General features: G+C 72.7%; 15 protein-coding genes, 2 tRNA genes and 1 pseudogene. 13 read left to right on the top strand and 5 right to left on the bottom strand.

Translation table 11 applies throughout. The features are described 5' to 3' along the window. Positions 1–40: 40 nt before the first annotated feature. The 3 genes from ASD48_RS06170 (at position 41) to ASD48_RS06160 (ending at position 2174) form a co-directional block, all read left to right on the top strand. Complete coding sequence (locus ASD48_RS06170) at positions 41–352, top strand: DUF6412 domain-containing protein (RefSeq protein WP_020132262.1); 312 nt, start codon at positions 41–43, stop codon at positions 350–352. A gap of 95 nt (positions 353–447) precedes the next feature. Continuing rightward, positions 448–1149: a membrane protein insertase YidC gene (gene yidC / locus ASD48_RS06165; RefSeq protein WP_057600356.1), complete on the top strand. Its 702-nt coding sequence runs from the start codon at positions 448–450 to the stop codon at positions 1147–1149. 167 nt (positions 1150–1316) lie between these two features. After that, entirely contained in the window at positions 1317–2174 is an 858-nt protein-coding gene (locus ASD48_RS06160; protein ID WP_057600355.1) for a fumarylacetoacetate hydrolase family protein, read from the top strand. A gap of 151 nt (positions 2175–2325) precedes the next feature. Here the strand turns inward: ASD48_RS06160 and ASD48_RS06155 are convergent, their stop codons facing one another. Beyond that, complete coding sequence (locus ASD48_RS06155) at positions 2326–2835, bottom strand: heme-degrading domain-containing protein (RefSeq protein WP_057600354.1); 510 nt, start codon at positions 2833–2835, stop codon at positions 2326–2328. Next, positions 2835–3983, bottom strand: a complete 1149-nt coding sequence (locus tag ASD48_RS06150) for a Gfo/Idh/MocA family oxidoreductase (protein ID WP_242432510.1) — start codon at positions 3981–3983, stop codon at positions 2835–2837. The genes ASD48_RS06155 and ASD48_RS06150 overlap by 1 nt, the downstream gene beginning before the upstream one ends. A 284-nt stretch (positions 3984–4267) precedes the next feature. Between ASD48_RS06150 and ASD48_RS06145 the strand changes: the two genes are divergently transcribed. The 5 genes from ASD48_RS06145 to ASD48_RS06125 all read left to right on the top strand — a co-directional run bounded on the left by ASD48_RS06145 (position 4268) and on the right by ASD48_RS06125 (position 8767). After that, complete coding sequence (locus ASD48_RS06145) at positions 4268–5374, top strand: ROK family transcriptional regulator (RefSeq protein ID WP_057601033.1); 1107 nt, start codon at positions 4268–4270, stop codon at positions 5372–5374. Positions 5375–5475: 101 nt separating this feature from the next. Then, positions 5476–6411 (top strand): hypothetical protein, encoded by a 936-nt coding sequence (locus ASD48_RS06140; protein ID WP_057601032.1) that lies wholly within the window; start codon positions 5476–5478, stop codon positions 6409–6411. Positions 6412–6577: 166 nt separating this feature from the next. Further along, a complete protein-coding gene (locus ASD48_RS06135) occupies positions 6578–7357 on the top strand; it encodes an HAD-IIA family hydrolase (RefSeq protein WP_057600353.1) in 780 nt (259 codons plus the stop codon). Between the two features lie 118 nt (positions 7358–7475). Beyond that, complete coding sequence (locus ASD48_RS06130) at positions 7476–8105, top strand: hypothetical protein (protein ID WP_057600352.1); 630 nt, start codon at positions 7476–7478, stop codon at positions 8103–8105. Positions 8106–8107: 2 nt separating this feature from the next. Beyond that, positions 8108–8767, top strand: a complete 660-nt coding sequence (locus tag ASD48_RS06125) for a class F sortase (RefSeq protein WP_057600351.1) — start codon at positions 8108–8110, stop codon at positions 8765–8767. A gap of 623 nt (positions 8768–9390) precedes the next feature. On the opposite strand, the gene ASD48_RS06120 is transcribed toward ASD48_RS06125, so the two are convergent. Then, a tRNA-Lys gene (locus ASD48_RS06120) sits at positions 9391–9464 on the bottom strand. A 194-nt stretch (positions 9465–9658) separates the two neighbouring features. On the opposite strand from ASD48_RS06120, the gene ASD48_RS06115 reads away from it, so the two are divergent. The 5 genes and pseudogenes from ASD48_RS06115 to ASD48_RS06095 all read left to right on the top strand — a co-directional run bounded on the left by ASD48_RS06115 (position 9659) and on the right by ASD48_RS06095 (position 15515). Beyond that, a complete protein-coding gene (locus tag ASD48_RS06115) occupies positions 9659–11077 on the top strand; it encodes a peptidoglycan-binding protein (RefSeq protein ID WP_057600350.1) in 1419 nt (472 codons plus the stop codon). A 234-nt stretch (positions 11078–11311) separates the two neighbouring features. Continuing rightward, positions 11312–12421: an SPFH domain-containing protein gene (locus tag ASD48_RS06110; protein ID WP_057600349.1), complete on the top strand. Its 1110-nt coding sequence runs from the start codon at positions 11312–11314 to the stop codon at positions 12419–12421. 179 nt (positions 12422–12600) lie between these two features. Then, positions 12601–13206: a lytic polysaccharide monooxygenase gene (locus ASD48_RS06105; protein WP_057600348.1), complete on the top strand. Its 606-nt coding sequence runs from the start codon at positions 12601–12603 to the stop codon at positions 13204–13206. A gap of 89 nt (positions 13207–13295) precedes the next feature. Continuing rightward, on the top strand, positions 13296–13757 hold the full coding sequence (locus ASD48_RS06100; RefSeq protein WP_057600347.1) for a DUF3592 domain-containing protein: 462 nt from the start codon (positions 13296–13298) through the stop codon (positions 13755–13757). A gap of 40 nt (positions 13758–13797) precedes the next feature. Next, positions 13798–15515, top strand: a pseudogene (locus ASD48_RS06095) (AMP-binding protein). On the opposite strand, the gene ASD48_RS06090 reads toward ASD48_RS06095, so the two are convergent. Both ASD48_RS06090 and ASD48_RS06085 read right to left on the bottom strand, forming a co-directional pair. Next, a tRNA-Lys gene (locus tag ASD48_RS06090) sits at positions 15481–15554 on the bottom strand. The pseudogene ASD48_RS06095 and the gene ASD48_RS06090 overlap by 35 nt on opposite strands. 149 nt (positions 15555–15703) lie before the next feature. After that, positions 15704–16462, bottom strand: coding sequence for an IclR family transcriptional regulator C-terminal domain-containing protein (locus ASD48_RS06085; protein ID WP_057600346.1), 759 nt, complete (start codon positions 16460–16462; stop codon positions 15704–15706). Positions 16463–16780: the final 318 nt, after the last annotated feature.

Below are 16780 nucleotides of genomic sequence, written 5' to 3'. Positions count from 1 at the left end.
CCAAGGTCTTCGAGGTCTTCGAGAGAGAAGGGAGGAGAGCGTGATCCGTAGTCGGTTCGTCCCGCGTCCCGCCCTCGTCCTCTTCCTCCTCTTCCTCGACGTCGTGCTCCTCGACGCCGGCAGCCTTTCCGCCGCCGTCGCCCTCGCCGCGACCGCCGCGGCCGGTTCCGCCCTGGCCGTCTGCACCCTCGTCGCCGCGCGCAGCGCTCCCGCCGTCCCGCCCACCCGGGTGCGTACGGCCATCAGGGACCGGGCCCGTCGTACGGCCTTCCTGCCGCAACGCGACCCCGACGCCTCCGGCCGCCGCCGCCCCAGGGCACCCGGCCACGCCCTCCCGACGACCGTCGCGTAGGGCCGCTCTCCGCCATCACGTGGGTGACCCGCGCGGGTCGTCATGCCGCCATCCCGTATCCCGGCACGACGAGACCCCCGAAGGGCTCCCCACCCATGTCCGTTTTCGCCAGCCTGGTCGAGCGGCTCGCCGACCTGCTCGACCCGCTGTTCGGCGCCACCGCCGCGGCCGCCGCGATCGTCCTGTTCACCGCACTCGTACGACTCCTCGTGCACCCCTTGTCCCGCGCGGCGGCCCGTGGCCAGAAGGCCCGCACGGCGTTGCAGCCGAGGATCGCCGAACTGCGCAGGAAGCACGCCAAGAACCCCGAGAGGCTCCAGCGGGCGGTGCTGGACCTGCACGCCGAGGAGAAGGTGTCGCCACTGTCCGGACTGCTGCCCAGCCTCTGCCAGATACCGGCCTTCTTCCTGCTCTACCACCTCTTCTCCAGCTCCTCGATCGGCGGCGAGGACAACGGCCTGCTCGGTCATCGGCTGTTCGCCGCGCCCCTCGGCGACCGCTGGGCGGACGCGCTGGCCGGGGGCGGGGTGTTCGGCGCGGCCGGACTGGTCTACCTCGGGCTGTTCGCCGTAGTCGCGGCCGTCGCCTCCTTCAACTTCGTCCGGGCGAAGCGGGTGCCGCTGCCCCAGGTCGGCGGCGGTGAGGAACTGCCCGGCGTCGGCGCGATCGCCAAGGTCATGCCGTTCCTTTCCTTCTTCACGCTGGTCACCGTGGCCGTCGTACCGCTGGCCGCCGCGCTGTACGTGATCACGAGCACGACGTGGAGCGCCCTCGAAAGGGCGGTGCTGTACAGGTGAGGCTCTTGACCGGGTGAGGGCCCCGGACGGGTGAGGGCGCCGGACGGGTGGCGGTCCAGTCCGTGAACGGGGGCTTGCGGACCGAATCGCGAGCTTGGAGGATCAACCAGTCCTCCGATGGCTGCACCCATCGGGCGGGTGCCCCGCGATCGAGGGAGATAGTGACCATGAAGCTGCTGCGAGTCGGTACGGCGGGAACGGAGCGGCCCGCGCTGCTCGACCCCGAGGGGGTCCTGCGGGACCTCTCCGGGGTCGTCCCGGACATCGACGGGGCGCTGCTCGCGGACGACGAGGCGCTCGGCCGGGTCCGGGAGGCCGCCGAGTCCGGGGAACTGCCGGCGCTGGACGCGACCGGGCTGCGGATCGGGCCGCCCCTGGCCCGGATCGGCAAGATCGTGTGCATCGGGCTGAACTACCACGACCACGCCCGGGAGACCGGGGTCGAGCCGCCGGCCGAGCCCGTCGTCTTCTTCAAGGCGGCGGACACGGTCGTGGGGCCCTACGACACCGTCCTCGTGCCGCGCCGGTCCCTCAAGACCGACTGGGAGGTGGAGCTGGCGGTCGTCATCGGGCGCACGGCCCGCTACCTGGAGTCGGCGCGGGACGGCCTCGCGCACGTCGCGGGATACGCCGTCGCGCACGACGTGTCGGAGCGGGAGTTCCAGATCGAGCGGGGCGGGACCTGGGACAAGGGGAAGAACTGCGAGACGTTCAATCCGCTGGGGCCGTGGCTGGTGACGGCCGACGAGGTCGCCGACCCGCAGGACCTCTCCCTGAAGCTCTGGGTCAACGGGGAGCTGAAGCAGGACGGGACCACGGGCGAGCAGATCTTCCCGGTGGGGGAGGTCGTCCGGTACGTCAGCCAGTTCATGACCCTGTACCCGGGGGACGTCATCAACACCGGGACGCCCGCCGGGGTCGCCATGGGCGAGCCGGAGCCCAAGCCGTACCTGCGGGCCGGGGACGTGGTGGAGCTGGAGATCGCCGGGCTCGGACGCCAGCGGCAGGAGTTCAAGGACGCGTAAGCGCTCCGCTGGGGGCGGGGAACCGGGGTCGGTTGTCGGTTGTCGGCTGCGGGCCGGTTCGTGGCCGGTCGCGCAGTTCCCCGCGCCCCTTTGGGGCGCGGGGTCCCTGCGTCCCTTTGGGGCGCGGGTCCCTGCGTCCCTTCAGCGGGATTCAGTCCAGGTACTTTTCCAGGTACTGCTCCAGGACCTCGACCACGAAGCGGTGGTCCTCCAGTTGGGGGAGGCCCGAGACCGTCACCGCGCCGATGATGCCGACGCCCTCCACGTTGACGGGGAACGAGCCGCCGTGTGCCGCGTACTCGTCGGGGTCGAGCCGGGAGGAGTCCTCGAACGTCGTGCCCTTGGCGCGGAAGCGGGAGCCCACCAGGTAGGAGGAGGCGCCGAAGCGTTCCACCACCCGGCGCTTGCGGGCGATCCAGGCGTCGTTGTCGGGCGTCGAACCGGGCAGGGCGGCGTGGAAGAGCTGCTGGCCGGCCCGGTGGATGTCGACGGCGACCGGTGCCTGGCGCTCGCGGGCCAGCTCCACCAGCAGTGAGCCGAGCTCCCAGGCGTCGTCGTTCGTGAACTGGCGGAAGACCAGCCGGCGTTCCTGGGCCTGGAGCTCCTCCAGGGTCGGGGTGATCTCCGGGGTGAACTTCGGGGTCATCTGGTGGGTTCCCATCACAGCGTCACCGCCACCTTGTCTCGTGCCGAACGGCGGGCCGCTTCCAGTACGTCCAGGGCGGCGGCCGCCTCGGCGGCGGTCACCGGACCGGGTCCGCCGTCGATCAGTGCCCTGGCCACCGCAGCGTAGTAGGCCGGGTAGTCGCCGGGGAGGGTCTGTTCGGGTCGACCGCCGCCGGTCAGCGGGGACTCCCCGGCGCCGACGCGGCCCCACAGCTCCGCCGGCTCGGTGCCCCAGCCGGGGGTGCCGTCCGGCCGCTCGCCCTCCCGTAGGGCGGCCTCCTGCGGATCCAGGCCGTACTTCACATAGCCCGCCTTCGAGCCCAGCACCCGGAAACGCGGGCCGAGCTGGGACGTCGTCGCGGAGGCGTAGAGGTGCGAACGGACGCCGCTCGCGTGCGTCAGCGCGATGAAGGTGTCGTCGTCGGTCTCCGCGCCGGGCCGGCGGAGGTCCGCCTCGGCGTAGACGGAGACCACCGGGCCGAACAGCACCAGCGCCTGATCGACGAGGTGACTGCCGAGGTCGTAGAGGAGACCTCCGATCTCTGCGGGGTCGCCGGACTCCCGCCAGCCGCCCTTCGGCAGTGGCCGCCACCGCTCGAAGCGGGACTCGAAGCGCCACACGTCGCCCAGTTCGCCCTCGGCGAGCAGCTTGCGGAGGGTCAGGAAGTCGTTGTCCCAGCGGCGGTTCTGGAAGACGGAGAGCAGCAGGCCGCGCTCCTCGGCGAGGGCGGCCAGCTCGCGCGCCTCGGCCGCGGTGCCGGCGAGCGGCTTGTCGACGACGACCGGCAGCCCGGCCTTCAGCGCGGCGGTCGCGAGCGGGACGTGCGTCTTGTTCGGGGACGCGATGACGACCAGGTCCAGTTCGCCGGCCCGGGCGAGGAGGTCGTCGGCGGTGGCGGCGACGCGTACGTCCGGGAACTCGGCGCGGGCCTGCTCCTGCCGCTCGGGGTTCGAGGTGACCACCGTGTCGAGAGCGAGGCCCTCGGTCGCGGCGATCAGCGGGGCGTGGAACACGGAGCCCGCGAGGCCGTAGCCGATCAGGCCCACGCGGAGCGGAGGGGTGGCCGGGCCGGTGCTGCCGGACCCGGTGCCGGTGTCGAGGCCTTTTGCGGAGCCGGTGTCGTCAGTGGTGCGTCCAGTCATGCCAACCACTTTGGCAACGCTGTTGCTAAAGTGCAAGCGCGAGGGACAATGGCAGAGTGAACAGGACGCACGACGAAGGCGACACGGACGGCACGCCGGAGCCCGCGAGGGAGTCCCGGCCGGAGCCCGCGAGGGAGCCCGGGCCGGAGCCCGAGCCGGAGTTCGGGCCGGAGCCCGGGCCGGAGTTCGGAGCGGGGCCCGCGACGGGGTCCACGTGGGGACTCCCGCCGGGCCATGAGCCGGGTCCGGAGACCGGCCGCGCGCCCGAGCGTCCGGCGGATGCCGTGACGCGCTGGGCCGCGGGCGTGAACCTGCTGGCCCTGCGCAGCCACAACACCGCGCTCGTGCTCGACCTGCTGCGCACCGCCGGGCCCGAGGGCATCAGCCGGCTTGAGCTCGCCGAACGCGCCGGCCTCACCCCGCAGGCGGTCAGCAAGATCACCGCCCGGCTGCGGGAGGAGGGGTTGGCGACGGAAGCCGGCCGCCGCGCGTCCACCGGCGGCAAGCCGCGCACGGTCCTGCGGCTGGTCCCCGAGGCCGGTCACGCGGTCGGCGTCCACCTCGACCGGGACGAACTGAGGGTGGTGCTGGCCGACCTCGACGGACGCGTGGTGGGCGAGCGGCTGGCCCCGCTGTCCCTGGGCGCGGGGGCGCAGGTGGTCCTGGACACGCTGCTCGGCGAGGTGACGGAGGTCCTGTCGGACGCACTGGGGGGCGGCGCCGTCTCGGCTCCGCTCGGTGTCGGGGTGGCCCTGCCGGGTCCGCTCGACCACGCGCGCGGGGTGCTGCACCGGGTCACGGGCTTTCCCGAGTGGGACGGTTTTCCGTTGCGGGACGAGCTGGCGGCGCGGCTCGGCGTGCCGGTGGTCGTCGACAAGGACACCAACGCGGCCGCGCTCGGCCTCGCCGTCGGCGGCGAACGCGGCTCCTTCGCCTGCCTGTACCTCGGCACGGGCCTCGGCGCCGGCCTGGTGATCGGCGACGCCGTGCACCGGGGTGCCCGCACCGGCGCGGGGGAGTTCGGACACCAGGTCATCCAGCTGGACGGGCCGCTCTGCTCCTGCGGCAACCGGGGCTGTGTCGAGGCGCTGTGCCTCGCGGCCATGGACCGGGGGGACGTGGCCGAGGCGGCGCGGGTGCTCGGCGAGGGCGCCGCGAACCTGGCCGGCCTGCTCGACATCGACGCCGTCCTGCTGGGCGGGCGCACGATCACGGCCGCACCGGAGCCCTTCGTCCGCGGGGTCGCCGCCGTGCTCGACGCCCATGCGCGCCGGGAGGGATCGCGGGAGGGCGCCGTGCCGGTACGTCTCGCCCCCGGCGGGGCCCGCGCCGTCGCGGAGGGCGCGGCGCAGCTGCTGCTGGGCCCGGTGTTCGGACGGCGGGACGGCTGAGCCGGCCGATCGCTGCCGCCTCCGCCGAACGAGGGGATTCGCACGGTCGTACGGTGTGCCGTTCCCGCCCGGCGCGGGGCGTCGTGCAGGCTCACGTGTTCATGCGACTGTGCCCGCCTGTCTCCCTCTGCCTCGCCGTGGCCGCCGCCCTCCTCCCCGCGCCCGCCCAGGCGGTGGCCGGCCCGAGTTGCGCCGGAACCGACGGCGCGGACTTCCCCCTCACCACCCGGCTGCGCGGGGGCCCGGCTTCCTACCGGGCCGGGGGTGGTTACGGCATCTGGTACCTCGACCTCACCAACACCACCCGCCTCACCTGCGACGGGATCCACCCGGTCGTCGTCCTGGTCGACACCGGACGCACCCTGAAGCCGTCCCAGGCACGCCTGGAGTTCTACGCCGACGGAGAACCGCACCCGGTCCGCTTCGAACCCACCGACCAGGACGAGCTGGTCGGAGCCTTCACCGAGGGACCGGCCGACGCGCCGACGGACGGCCCCACCGCAGAGGCCGAGGGGCAGCCCGACGGGCAGGCCGACGGTGCCGACGGCTTTCCCGGTTTCACCGTGGGCCCCGGCCGGACCCTCACCGTCAAGCTGCGCCTCGCCCTCACCTCGGACACCGCGCCCAACCACGTCACCGCCAACGCGGCCGTCGTCCAGCGGCACGGTGACGACGGTGACTGGATCGGGCAGTCGAACGACTACCGCTTCGCCGTCGAGGCCGGCTCCGGCACAGCTCCCGACGCGGACGCCGACGCCGACCACGGCACCGCCCCGGGTCTCGACCCGGCCGCCCCCACCCCCGATCCGACGCACGCCCCCACCTCCACCTCCACCACTACCGCGGCCTCCTCCGCCACTCCCGCCCCGGAGGCGTCCGGGGCGGACACCGGTCGGCTCTCCCTCGCCGACGAGGCCGAGGAACTCGCCCGCACCGGCCTCACCTCACCCGCCGTTCTCGTCGGCGCCACCTTCTGTCTCCTCGCCGCCGGGACGACCCTGCTGCTGGCCCGCCGACTGGCCCGGCGGCGCCGTTGAACCGTGGCCGCGTCCCAGCCGGTGGACGCCTCACCACCGGCCATTCCCTCAAGATCGGGCCTGTGCTTAGGCTGGGGCGCACGCAGCAACCGCGTGCTGGCGCAGCACCGCGTACAGGCGCGGCCACCGCGTACTCGCGTTCGCGTACGGCAGGGAGATCCCGCACATGGCAGACCGCAAGCCCATCGAGTCGTGGCTCACCGACATGGACGGTGTGCTCATCCACGAGGGCGTACCGATCCCCGGCGCCGACGCCTTCCTGAAGAAGCTCCGCGATTCGGGCAAGCCGTTCCTGGTCCTGACCAACAACTCGATCTACACCCCGCGCGACCTGCACGCCCGGCTGCGACGCATGGGCCTGGACGTGCCGATCGAGAACATCTGGACCTCCGCGCTGGCCACCGCCCAGTTCCTGGACGACCAGCGGCCCGAGGGCACGGCCTACGTCATCGGCGAGGCCGGACTGACCACCGCGCTGCACGACATCGGGTACATCCTCACCGACCACGAACCCGACTACGTCGTCCTCGGCGAGACCCGCACCTACTCGTTCGAGGCGATGACGAAGGCCGTCCGGCTCATCAACGACGGCGCCCGTTTCATCTGCACCAACCCGGACGAGACCGGCCCCTCCGCCGAGGGCGCGCTCCCGGCCACCGGAGCCGTCGCCGCGCTGATCACCAAGGCGACCGGCAAGCACCCGTACTTCGCGGGCAAGCCGAACCCGCTGATGATGCGCACCGGTCTGAACGCCATCGGCGCCCACTCCGAGAGCAGCGCGATGATCGGCGACCGCATGGACACCGACGTCCTCGCGGGCATGGAGGCCGGCATGCAGACGTTCCTGGTGCTCACCGGGCTGACCCGGCCCGAGCAGGTCGAGAACTTCCCGTACCGCCCGTCGAAGGTCGTGGACTCGATCGCGGATCTCGTCGACCGGATCTGAACCCGTAGCTCCGAAACCCGTTACACGGGGTGAGCCACTCGTACGGAGCAGTGATCCCCCGTCCGGGGATGCGCGCCGGGTCCCGGCGGGGGAGTCTCCATCTAGCTGGAGGTTCACGATGGGTTCAATGAAAATCACTCTCTGTGCGGGAGTCGCGGCCGTCGCCGCGGTGCTCATCCCGACGGCGTACGCCTCGGGCGAAGGCAGCGGTGACAGAGGCGGCAGCGTCTCGATCACACCGTCCACGCCCGCACCCGGCGCCGAGATCACCCTGAAGGTCAGCGGCTGCGGCGGCAGAACGGCCACCGCGGCCTCGGACGCCTTCGTCGCGGACGCGCGGCTCGCCGGCGGGGGCGGCACGCTCGTCGGCGACACCCGGGTCCGTTCCTCGATCGGGGCCGGCACCTACGACGTGCAGATCACCTGCGTCGACTTCAAGGTGAAGGGCCATGTCAAGGTCGTCGCCGCGTCGTCCGCCCATTCCTCGGATTCCCCGGATTCCCCGGAGTCGTCGGACTTCGAGTCGTCGGAGCCGTACGGGCCGTCCACGCCCGCCTCTCCCGTCGCCCCGGTGCACGCCGGCGGCGGCGGTACCGCCGCCCTCGCCCCGCTCGCGGCCGCCGACGAGGCGCAGGCGGAGGGCCATGGTCCCGGTACCGCGCAGGCGGTCGTCGGGCTGGTGCTCGCGGGTGTCGCCGCGGCCGCCGTGGTGTTCCGCGGGGTGCACCGGAGACGCAGGGCGGATTGAGCATGTCCGACCGCGAACGCTCTTCCGGCCGCTTCCTCACCGGCCTGGCCTGGGCGGTACTGCTGCTCGGGCTGTGGCTGTGGGGACGCGAGGTGACCGACGTACGGCACGGCATATCCGCCCCGGCCACCGGTGACATGGCCGCGGTGGGCCGGCCCCCGGATGCCGAACTGCCGCCCGCCGCGAAGCCGTTGGGGCAGGCGCTGCCGCAACGCATCGACATCCCCGACCTGGGCGTGCAGGCCCCGGTCGTCGCCCGCGGGCTGGACGCCGAGGGGGGCATCGACCCACCGCCCTTCGACCAGGCGGGCGTCGTCGGCTGGTACGCCGCCGGCGCGAAACCCGGCGCCCGGGGCACCGCCCTGCTGGTCGGGCACGTCGACACCGAGACCAGGCCCGCCGTCTTCTACAAGCTCAGCACGCTCAAGGCCGGCGAGACGGTACGGGTGGTCCGCGACGACGGGAAGGTCGCCGAGTTCACCGTCGACGACGTCGAGGTGGTCCAGCGCGACCGCTTCGACGCCCGTCAGGCCTACGGCCCCCGGCAGTCGGACCGCGCCGAACTGCGCCTGATCACCTGCGGCGGCACCTTCGACCGGGTGAGCCGCAGCTACACGGCGAACGTGATCGTGTCGGCGTATCTGACGGGCACGGGCGTCTGATCCGACGCCACCTGGCCCGGTCGACGGCCCGCTCCCCCGAAACCGCCGACCGGGCCGGTCCTCGACCGCGCGCGCCCGGGCTGCGGGAGTAGCCCGGCGACCGGCGCGGGAGGCTGTGAGGTTCACCTACCCAGAGAAACGCGATGATGACCGTTTTCCGGCACTCTTGTGGCCAGTGCGCGTCTTATGTCGGGAATATTTCGGGGGAGTTGGCGAATCGTGCGCATCAATTCCTGTGCCGCAAAGGGAAAGTGAGTGCACGTCAGTAGAGACGTCGCGTGTGTCCCTGTCGGGCGCGGCGCCGCGGTCCGTCGTGGTGCCGTTCGGTCGAGCGGCGTCGGCGTCGGCGTCGCCGGGTCGACGGGTGGTGGGAGGAAACCGTATGCGGGTGGTGGGCGGCCGCGACACCGGGTCTCCCATGAAGACCGGAGAGCCAGGGACACCCTGAATTGCGGCATTCCCCTCGACATCGTGTGACGGGCGTCCCTATTAGTACATGCATGCGGCATACCGTCGTGTGTGCTGTGCGCCTGTCGGATGCGCGCTCCATGTGCACGCTCTTCGGGCGTGCGGGCGCATACGAACGAAGGCCCCTCGCTTTCGCGAGGGGCCTTCGGTGTCTGTGCGCCGCCAGGGACTCGAACCCCGGACCCGCTGATTAAGAGTCAGCTGCTCTAACCAACTGAGCTAGCGGCGCCTGCTGACGGGATAACTCTACAGGACCCCCGGGGGTGCCCCGGACCACCAGGCCGCCGGTCCGCCGCGGCGCTGGGCCGGGCGGGTGTCGCGTACATCATTCGGACCGTCAGCATGCGCGTCGGGAAGACAGTTGAGAAACTGGCGAACGTGCACAGTCGCGGACATTTCCAGCTGGAGTGTGAGGGGAATCGCATGGGCTCTCCGGTATTCGAGGAATTCGAGCCCGAGAGCGACTGCGAGTGCCCCGGATGCGTATCCCGGCGGTGGGTGGGGTCGAATTCCCCGCCCGCCCGGTTCGGCGGTCACCCGGCCGCCCATCGCGTCGTGGTCGTCGCCACGGCGGCGGCCGCGACGCTCGGCGCCGCCCATGCGGCGCCCGCCGTCGCGGCCCCGCAGATCACCGACCGGCCCGGCGTACCCGCAGGTGACGAGCCCGAGACCCCGCAGGGCCGCAAGGCGCCGCTGCACGGTCCGGCCGGGCAGCCGGCCCGGCCGGGAGGACTGGCGGGGCCGGTGAAAACGCCCCCGACGACCCGGGCGGACATCATCAGACGGGCCAAGGAATGGGTTTCGGCAGAGGTGCCGTACAGCATGAGCAGCTACTGGTACGACGGTTACCGGCAGGACTGCTCCGGCTTCGTGTCCAAGGCCTGGAACCTGCCCGGGAACGAGTGGACGGGCAGTCTCCACCAGTACGGGACACGGATTACCAAGGAGGAGCTCCAACCCGGCGACATTCTGCTGTTCCACAATCCGTCCGACCCCGAGAAAGGCTCGCACGTCGTCATTTTCGGCGGCTGGACTGACTACACGCACAGCTACTACCTCGTCTACGAGCAGACCCGCCCGACCACACGCCGACAGACCACTCCCTACGCCTACTGGAGCAATTCCGACCGCTACGTGCCCTACCGCTACAAGGGCCTCACGACGGTCACGCCCGGCGCCGGGGAACAGGTAGGCACGAGCGCGGGCGGCGGGAACAGGCCCGGCGCCGGGGGTACCGCGGCGACGCCGTTCCCGGGGCGGGCGGCCTTCGGACCCGGCGCGAACAACCCGTACGTCACCCAGCTCGGCCGGCTCCTCGTCGACCGCGGCGGAGCACGCTTCTACGCCTCGGGCCCGGGCCCGAGGTGGTCGGCGTCCGACGGGTGGGCCACCGTGGCCTTCCAGCAGGCCCAGGGCTGGCGCGGCGCCGACGCCGACGGCATCCCCGGCCCGAGCACCTGGGCCCTGCTGACCTCCGGCCGGGGCAGGGACATCGCACCCGGACAGGCCCCGACGACCGGCACCGGCCAGGGCTCCGGCTCCGGCGGAGCGATCGGCGGGTATCCCGCGACCGGGGCGGCCGGCGCGCCCTCGGCGCCGCGCGTCCCCGCGTACCCCGGGCGGGGAATGTTCCGGCCCGGCGCGCAGAACGCGTACGTCACCCGGCTGGGGAGGCAGCTGGTGAAGAAGGGGTTCGGCAAGTACTACACGGCGGGGCCCGGACCGCGCTGGGGCGAGGCGGACCGGCGAGGGGTCGAGGCGTTCCAGCGCGCCCAGGGCTGGCGGGGTGGCGCGGCGGACGGCTACCCGGGCCCGGAGACCTGGCGGCGGCTCTTCTCGTAGACCCGGCGCGGGCGCCGAACGGGACCCGCACGGGACCCGCACGGGACCCGCACGGGACCGGCCCGGAACCCGATGGGATCGGCCCGGAACCCGGACGAGCCCGAGGGGGAACGCTCGGGACCTGCCGGGGCCCGCTCGCTCCCTCGCTCCCTCAATCTCTGACCCCCTGATCCCTTGCCCCTCGATCCCATCTCACTGTCATGGCGTATCTGGCGCGGAGGCTGGAGGCACGCAATGAACACGACCACTTCACAGACACCCGAGTCCGAGGGGCCGTCCAGACCCACTCGGCTCATCCAGAACGAGGTGACCACCGAGATCCCCGTCCATCTGCTGTTCCGGGACGAGCCCGAGCCGCGGTCCGTGCCGCTCGGCCCGGCCGTGGTGGGCAGCCGGGCGGGCACCGGCGAGCAGCCGCGACTGCGCAGGCCGACGCCGGCCAAACCCCGCCCGGTGGCGCAGGTCGACCCGGACCTGGTGGAACGGCCAGCCCGGGTGCTGCCCGGCGCGGCGGGCGTGTTCGCCGGGATGTGCGGGGCGGCCGGCTGCGTGGCCGCCTCGTGGTGGGCCGGGGTGCTGCCGCCACACGCGGCGCAGGTGCTGCGGCTGCCGGAGTTCGCGGGCGCCGGGCTCGGTCCGGCGCAGTGGGCGGTGTACGCGGGGGCGGGCGCCCTGGGCCTGTTCGGCTTCGGCGGGCTGGCTCGCGGGCGGACGGGACGGGCCTGGGTGCTGGGGCTGTTCGGCCGCTACCGGGGGACCGTGCGGCGCACCGGCCTGCTGTGGGTCAACCCGCTGCTGCTGCGCCGCCGGGTGGACGTACGGCTGCGGCACTGGCGCAGCGAGCCGCTGCCCGCCGCCGATGGCAGCGGGGTCGCGCTGCGGGTGGTGACGCTCGTGGTGTGGCGGGTGCGGGACACCGCGCGGGCCACGCTCGGCGTAGAGGACCACGAGACATATCTGCGCGAGTGCGTCGAGGCGGCCCTGGCCCGGATCCCGGTGGAGACGCCGGGCGCGGGACGGGGTTCGGTGGAGGCGGCGGGGGAGGCGCTGACCCGGCGGGTGGCGCAGGACGCCGGCGCGGTCGGACTGGAGGTGTTCTCGGTGCGCCCGCTGCGGATCGAGTACGCCCCCGAGGTCGCCGCCGCGATGCACCGCCGCCGGATCGCCGCGCTCGACGCACAGCACCGGGCGAGCATGCTGACCTCGGTGGTGGACTCGGTGGAGGACACGGTGACCCGGCTGACCATGCGGGGACTCGTGGAACTGGACGACTACGAACGCAAGGCGCTGGTGAAGGACCTGACCGTCGCCTTCTGCTCGGGGCGCGGGGAACAGGGGCCGTGACGGCGGTCGTGACGGCGGCCGTGACGGGTGGCCGGGTCGGGCTGCCGTCACGGGGTCGGACACGTCTTTGATATGGACACAGCCAAGAAACGGCAATAATCTCGAACTTGGTCTAGACCTGCACGCATGAGCTCACTGAACTCCTCACCGAACTCCCCACGTTCTCCAGGAGCGGCAGCATGCGCAAAAAGACCAAGTGGTACGCCGCCGCGCTCGGGCTCACCACGGCGGGAGCCTTCGTGCTCACCGCCGGGGGTGCGAGCGGCCACGGCTACACCGACCTCCCCATCAGCCGGCAGAAGCTCTGCCAGAACGGCTCCGTCACCAACTGCGGTGACATCCAGTGGGAGCCGCAGAGCGTCGAGGGCCCGAAGGGCTTCCCGGCGTCCGGCGCGGCCGACGGAAGGATCTGCTCCGCGAACAACACCCGGTTCGCCCAGCTCGACAGTCCCAAGACCCCCTCGGGCACGGCGTGGCCGGCCACCAGGGTGACCGGCGGTCAGAGCTACACCTTCCGGTGGCAGTTCACCGCCATGCACGCCACGAGCGACTTCAAGTACTACGTCACCAAGCAGGGCTGGAACCAGAACCACAACCTGGCCCGCTCCGACCTCAACCTCACCCCGTTCCTGACCGTGCCCTACGGCGGTCAGCGGCCCCCGTCCACCCTCTCGCACAGCGGCACGCTGCCGTCCGGGCTCAGCGGACGTCACGTGATCGTCGCGGTGTGGACGGTCGCCGACACGACCAACGCGTTCTACGCCTGCTCCGACGTCACGTTCTGAGCATGGCTTGAGCTCCCCCGGGTCCGCGCGCGGGTACGTTCCCCGCATGCCGGCACGACCAGGCCGGCGCCAGGACCTCGGGGGAGCTCATGGAAGCCTTCTTCTATCTCGTGCCGTCGATCATGATCGTCGGCCTGCTGTTCGGCGTGTCCGGGCTGGTCCGCCGCTCCCGGCGGGTCGCCCGGGCCTGGAACGGCGGCCTCACCGCGCAGGCGCGCTGTCTGCGGTCGTACACGACGACCAGCGGCGGCGGCGACACCATGGTCAGCACGACCCTGCACCACGTCTACGAGTTCACCACCCGCGAGGGCCGGGCCGTCCGCTTCGAGGAGGCGCACGGCCCGGGGACGACGATCGAGGGCGACCTCGTCACCGTCCACTACGCGGCCGAGCACCCCGAGGAGGCCACGGCCAAGGCGCCCGCCCACGGCAGGCTGCTCGCCGAGTCGGGCTGTCTGCTGCTCTTCCTCGGCGTGGCCATCGCCTTCTGCGTCTTCTTCATGGTCACCGCCCACTGGATGTTCGCCGAGGCGGGCGACTTCATGCCGTAGCCCTCCACATCTGACGGTACGTCAACTACCGTGCGCCGCCATGGAGTCCGTCGCCGAACTCGTAGCGGCCCGGTGGGGCGACCACCGCCCCGGGCTGTGGTGCCAGAGCCCCGGGAGCCCCGAGGGTGCCGGGAACCCCGAGGGTGCCGGGAGCACCGTCCTCACCCACCACCAGGTCGCCGCCGGTGCCGCCGCCCGTGCGGCGCTGCTGGCCGACCTGCTGCCGTCGGACGGTCCGCCGCATCTCGGGGTCCTGCTGGACAACACCCCGGAGTTCCCGCTCTGGCTGTCGGCCGCCGCCCTCGCCGGCGCGGCCGTCGCCGGGATCAACCCCACCCGGCGGGGCCCCGAGCTGGCGCGGGACATCCTGCACACCGAGTGCGGGCTGCTGATCACCGAGCACACCCACCTCCCCCTCCTCAGGGACCTCGACCTGCCCGGGGTCCGTCTGCTGATCACCGGCACCCCGGAGTACGACGACCTGCTCGCCCCGTACGCGGACGCCCGCCCCGACCCCTCCCGGGCGGCCCCCGCCGACCGGCTCCTCCTCTACTTCACCTCCGGCTCGACCGGCGCGCCCAAGGCCGCGATCTGCACCCAGGGCCGGCTGGCCGCCGCGGGGCGCTCGCTGGCCGGACAGTTCTCCGTGCGGCGGGACGACGTGCACTACGTCTGCATGCCGATGTTCCACGGCAACGCGGTGATCGCCGACTGGGCGCCCGCGCTGGTGGCCGGGGCCGGGGTGGCGCTGCGGCGGCGGTTCTCGGCGTCCGCCTTCCTGTCGGACGTACGGCGCTACCGGGCGACGTACTTCACCTACGTGGGCCGGGCGATCCAGTACGTCCTGGCCACCGAGCCGGGCCCGGACGACCGCGACCACACCCTCCGGCTCGGCTTCGGCACCGAGGCGGGGGCGGTGGACGCGGCCGCCTTCGAGCGGCGGTTCGGGGTGCGGCTGGTGGAGGGCTACGGCTCCTCGGAGGGCGGGGCGGCCGTGCAGTGGTCGCCGGGGACACCGGCGGGGGCGGTCGGGCGGGCGGCGCCCGGTCTCGTCGTCCTCGACCGGGAGACACGGGCCGAATGTCCGCCGGCCGTCCTCGACCCGGCCGGACGGCTGCTGAACGGCGAGGAGGCGATCGGCGAGCTGGTCAACCGGGGCCCCAACCCCTTCGAGGGCTACTGGCGCAACCCGGCGGCCGAGGCGGAGCGGCGCAGGGCCGGTGGGGAGTACTGGACCGGCGACCTCTTCTACCGCGACCGCGAGGGTTTCCTCTACTTCGCCGGCCGCACCGACGACCGGCTCCGCGTCGACAGCGAGAACCTGGCCGCCGCGATGATCGAGAACATCCTCGCCCGCTACGAGGGGGCGGCCGCCGTGGCCGTCTACGCGGTGCCGGATCCGGTGACCGGGGACCAGGTGATGGCGGCGCTGGCCGGGTCCTTCGAGCCGCTCGGTTTCGCCGGGTTCCTGCTCGCCCAGCCCGATCTGGGGACGAAGATGGCGCCCCGGTTCGTCCGGGTCCTGGAGCGGATGCCCGTCACCGCCACGAACAAGATCCACCGGGCGCTGCTGCGGCGGGAGGGGATCCGGTGCGCCGATCCGGTGTGGTGGCGGCCGCCGGGGGAGGCGACGTACCGACGGCTGACGGCGGCAGACGTGGACGGCATGGGGACCGGGGGAACGCCGAAGGGCCCCTCGTGTCCACGAGGGGCCCTTCACCGGTGCGCCGCCAGGGACTCGAACCCCGGACCCGCTGATTAAGAGTCAGCTGCTCTAACCAACTGAGCTAGCGGCGCATGACTCCCGTCCTCCGCCTTCGGCGGCTGACGACGGAGAAAATACTACCCGGTCCGCGGGGGTGCTCCGGACCATGCCGGAAGCACCCGCCGAGCCACCCGCCGAGCCGCCCGCCGGGCCATCTGCAGGGCCGCCTGTCGGACGGGTGTCAGATCGCCAGTGACAGCAGTACCGGGGCCGCGTTCCTGTTCAGGGTCTCGGCGGCCTGGCGGAGCCGGTGGGCGTGCTCGACGGGCAGGGAGAGGGCGAGGCAGCCCGCCATGGAGCCGGCGGTGATCGGGACGGCCGCGCAGACCGTGCCGATCGCGTACTCCTGGAGGTCGAGCATCGGCACCGTGGGCGGCTGGGCCTCCAGGCGGGAGAGCAGCAGCTTGTCGCTGGTGATCGTGCGCGAGGTGAGCCGGGCCATCTTGTGCCGGGAGAGATGGTCGCGCCGGCCGTTGTGGTCGAGCTGGCCCAGCAGGCTCTTGCCGAGCGCGGTGGCGTGTGCGGAGGAGCGGAAGTCGACCCACTCGTTGACGGACGGTGTGGCCGGGCCGTCGGCGTACTGGGTGATCGTGACCTCGCCGTCGACGTACCGGCTGATGTAGACGGCGGCGCCGACGGAGTCGCGGAGCCGGTCGAGGGTGTGCTGGAGCTGGTCGCGCAGGGCCTGCTCGCGATGGTGCGCGGAGCCCAGGCGGGCCAGGGCGTCGCCCGTGACGTACGCGCCGTCGGCGATCTGCTCGACATAGCCCTCGCGGCGCAGCATGCGCAGGAGTGCGGTCAGCCGCTCCGCGGTGAGTCCGGTCTGACGGGCGAGTTCGGCGTCGGTGACACCGGTGGAGTGCCGCGCCACCGTCTCCAGGACGCGCAACGCTTCCTGGGCCGAGTGGTACGGCACGGTCGGCTCGTGCTTCAGCGCCACGGTTTCCCCCCTGGTCGCCTCATGGCCGTGATCCCTGATCCTGGCAGCGAATCACCCTCCACGATATCCGGCAACCGCCTTGTGGGGAGGGGTGTTGAGGGGAATACCCCCTCGCACCTAGGGGGTTGCTCCCATGGCATATGCCGTCAGCATGTCTGGGTCTGGTGGGGCCCGGTGGGGCCCGGTGGGGCCCGGTGGGGTCCGGTGGGGTCCGGTGGGATCCGCACCCGGCCCCGGGGCCCGCCCGGACGCGCCCCCGATGCGGCTCACGCCTGCCGGGCGGTTCGGGCTGCCGGAGGAAGAGTCGGGCGCCACCCG

The sequence above is a fragment of the Streptomyces sp. Root1310 genome (assembly GCF_001426425.1).
Lineage (GTDB): Bacteria > Actinomycetota > Actinomycetes > Streptomycetales > Streptomycetaceae > Streptomyces.
The sequence above is the reverse complement of the archived record's forward strand: the minus strand, read 5'-3'. Positions and strand labels throughout refer to the sequence as shown.

Bases quoted from the DNA above. Each gene is read 5' to 3' on its own strand.
- yidC (WP_057600356.1), top strand. From the start codon at position 448: ATGTCCGTTTTCGCCAGCCTGGTCGAGCGGCTCGCCGACCTGCTCGAC.
- ASD48_RS06160 (WP_057600355.1), top strand. From the start codon at position 1,317: ATGAAGCTGCTGCGAGTCGGTACGGCGGGAACGGAGCGGCCCGCGCTG.
- ASD48_RS06155 (WP_057600354.1), bottom strand. From the start codon at position 2,835: ATGGGAACCCACCAGATGACCCCGAAGTTCACCCCGGAGATCACCCCG.
- ASD48_RS06150 (WP_242432510.1), bottom strand. From the start codon at position 3,983: ATGACTGGACGCACCACTGACGACACCGGCTCCGCAAAAGGCCTCGAC.
- ASD48_RS06140 (WP_057601032.1), top strand. From the start codon at position 5,476: ATGCGACTGTGCCCGCCTGTCTCCCTCTGCCTCGCCGTGGCCGCCGCC.
- ASD48_RS06135 (WP_057600353.1), top strand. From the start codon at position 6,578: ATGGCAGACCGCAAGCCCATCGAGTCGTGGCTCACCGACATGGACGGT.
- ASD48_RS06130 (WP_057600352.1), top strand. From the start codon at position 7,476: ATGGGTTCAATGAAAATCACTCTCTGTGCGGGAGTCGCGGCCGTCGCC.
- ASD48_RS06125 (WP_057600351.1), top strand. From the start codon at position 8,108: ATGTCCGACCGCGAACGCTCTTCCGGCCGCTTCCTCACCGGCCTGGCC.
- ASD48_RS06115 (WP_057600350.1), top strand. From the start codon at position 9,659: ATGGGCTCTCCGGTATTCGAGGAATTCGAGCCCGAGAGCGACTGCGAG.
- ASD48_RS06110 (WP_057600349.1), top strand. From the start codon at position 11,312: ATGAACACGACCACTTCACAGACACCCGAGTCCGAGGGGCCGTCCAGA.
- ASD48_RS06105 (WP_057600348.1), top strand. From the start codon at position 12,601: ATGCGCAAAAAGACCAAGTGGTACGCCGCCGCGCTCGGGCTCACCACG.
- ASD48_RS06100 (WP_057600347.1), top strand. From the start codon at position 13,296: ATGGAAGCCTTCTTCTATCTCGTGCCGTCGATCATGATCGTCGGCCTG.